The sequence below is a fragment of the Staphylococcus sp. HMSC65H10 genome, assembly GCF_001839185.1.
In the GTDB taxonomy this organism is placed as follows: domain Bacteria; phylum Bacillota; class Bacilli; order Staphylococcales; family Staphylococcaceae; genus Staphylococcus; species Staphylococcus simulans.
The window spans coordinates 1-2,679 of the sequence record NZ_KV840389.1 but is presented as its reverse complement, the minus strand read 5'-3'; the positions used below and the strand labels follow the sequence as shown (position 1 = coordinate 2,679).

Genomic DNA, 2,679 nt, shown 5'->3' with positions numbered 1-2,679 from the left:
AGTCAGAACATTTATGTCCCGACCCCTTTTTAATTTGTATCATATACACAAAAACAGGTGAAGACTTCAAATCTCCACCTGTTTGATGTGTTGTGTATTAATGTTTAATGCGATTTAAGCCACGGTTTTTAAAGCCGCCGACTTTATATGCGATAAATAATAAGATTAACCAGAATGGTGAGAAGTATAAGGCTACTCTTGTATCTTCAGCTAAGAATAAAATCGCGATGACAATAACGAAGAAGACAAGGGTACTATATGAACCAACTACACCAAAGAAGTTTTTAAATTTTGAAGTAGCATGTAATTCAGGATGTGCTTTACGATATTTGATATAACAAACTAAAATAATTGTCCAAATAAAGATAAAGAAAATTGTTGCGACTGTAGTTACGACTGTGAATACAGTATCTGGAATAACATAGTTCAATAATGCTGCTAAGAATAAGACAACCCCTGAGAAAATCAATGCATTGTATGGGACCCCGTGACGATTGGCTTTACCTAAAGCTTTAGGTGCGCTGTCTGAAACAGCTAAACCATAAACCATACGACTGTTACTGAATAATCCGCTGTTTGCGGCACTAGATGCTGAAGTTAAAACCACAAAGTTAACGATACCCGCAGCAGCTGGAATACCGGCTAATACGAATAAGTTAACGAATGGACTTTCTTTAGGATCTAATTTATCCCATGGTGTGATACTCATAATAACCATTAAGCTTAAAACATAAAAGATGATGATACGAATACCGACGCTGTTGATGGCTTTCGGTAAGTTCTTTTCTGGATCTTTTGTTTCACGTGCTGTAACACCGACTAATTCAATCCCTACGAAACTAAATACTGCCATTTGGAAAGCGAGTAAAAAGCCCATAACCCCATTAGGGAAGAATCCGCCGTGAGAGTAAAGGTTGCTGAAACCACTTTGAATGTGGTTAGGTGATGAGAATCCAGTAAAGATTAAATAAAGACCAATGACAATTAAGAATAAAATCGCAATAACTTTAATGATCGCAAACCAGAATTCGATTTCCCCATAAGCTTTAACGGTCATTAAGTTTAGTGCGAGTAATAAGATAACTGTGATAATCGCTGTTAAGTAAGGTGGGAAAGACGGCCACCAGAAATTAATATATTTGGTTACAGCTGTGATGTCCGCAATACCTGTAGCTACCCAACAAAACCAGTACGTCCAACCTGTAAAGAATCCAGCCATATGGCCTAAATAATCTTCCGCAATATCAATAAATGAATTGTATTGACTGTTTGATAAAAGAAGTTCACCTAATGCACGCATCATAATGAACAAGAAGAACCCGATAATGATGTAGGCCAAAAGAATGGATGGCCCAGCTAACGCAATACTTTTCCCTGCCCCCAAGAAAAGCCCCGTACCGATAGCGCCCCCGATGGCGATCAGCTGAATGTGACGATTGGTCATACTGCGTTTTAAATCATTGTTTTCCATGATGTTACACCTCTTTGTAGTTTTTATATAGAGAATGGATGGCGTGCAGAGTGAAACTGCGAACTGCATATCATCTATTTTCTTTTTATGTTGTACGGAATAGAATATGTGTATGGAAGTATTATACACTAACTTTAATGAGTTGCGTGACTAATTTTTAATTTTTCTAAATCAAATTTCAATGAAAGCGTTTTATATATGATTTTAGAAGATAACATCATACATTATGAGATTTAGGGTAAAAAATGACTGAGCGAGTGAATTATTAAAAAGATAAAATAAGGCGCAGAATCAAAGGAGAAGGTAACAGTGAAAAAATTAATAACGGGATTGCTTTTTGCGTCTATAACATTGATATTATCAGGATGTGCTTCTTCAGAAGTGAAAGAAGTCAAACAAGAGGCCAAACAAGAACCGACGCAAAAAGCACCGCCACAACAAGAACACAAGAAAGATACTGGATCTGCGAAATCAGAAGGACAACAAGTGGATTTAAATCCGTCTATCTTTGACAAGAAGAAAAAGAATCAAAAATTGACTAAAGCAGAATTAAAACAAGATATCCAAACGTATTTGAATGCTGATCATGATATCACACGTATTTATGAACACTATCAACAAAAGCTGCATTCAAAAGAAGGGCTTTCTAAACGTGATGCAAAACATATTGAAAAAGCCAGTGAGCTAGCAAGTACGAATGATAATAACTTTGCGCAGTATATTAATGAAAATCGTTTGCCGATAGGTTATGACGGACATGCGCATAAAATTAATCGCTACATTACAAACTCTAACCAATACCTCAGAGATATCGATGAAAAAATAGATACCGCAATTGCTTCTTCAAAAAATGGACGTGTTTCTGTAAAAGAAGTCGGTGCGATTGAAAAAGGAAACGATAAACCTAACAAACGTGAACAAAAGAAAATTGAAAAAATATTGGAAGAAGAAAATATAGATACACGAGCATTCAAATAATCATGAGGGCATTCTTTTTGGAATGTCCTTATTTATTTATGAACCTTTTCTTGAGTGAAACAAGTGTATAATGGAGTCAAGTTCTTAAAGTATAGATGAATAATAGAAATAAGAAGGTGATCTATATGACATCAGTTCTAGAAATTAATAATCTCACAAAACGCTTTGGTAAATTCGAAGCACTCTCTAAATTAAATAGGCTCTATAATAAATTCGGTTGATGAGATAAC

2 protein-coding genes are annotated in these 2,679 nt (G+C 35.5%); one reads left to right on the top strand and one right to left on the bottom strand.

Annotated elements, in window-relative coordinates; all coding sequences use genetic code 11:
- Window positions 1-97 precede the first annotated feature (97 nt).
- Entirely contained in the window at window positions 98-1,471 is a 1,374-nt protein-coding gene (locus HMPREF3270_RS10195; protein WP_070847828.1) for an amino acid permease, read from the bottom strand.
- 309 nt (window positions 1,472-1,780) lie between these two features.
- Here HMPREF3270_RS10195 and HMPREF3270_RS10190 point away from each other — a divergent pair, with 309 nt between their 5' ends.
- Complete coding sequence (locus tag HMPREF3270_RS10190; protein ID WP_070847832.1) at window positions 1,781-2,449, top strand: NDxxF motif lipoprotein; 669 nt, start codon at window positions 1,781-1,783, stop codon at window positions 2,447-2,449.
- Window positions 2,450-2,679: the final 230 nt, after the last annotated feature.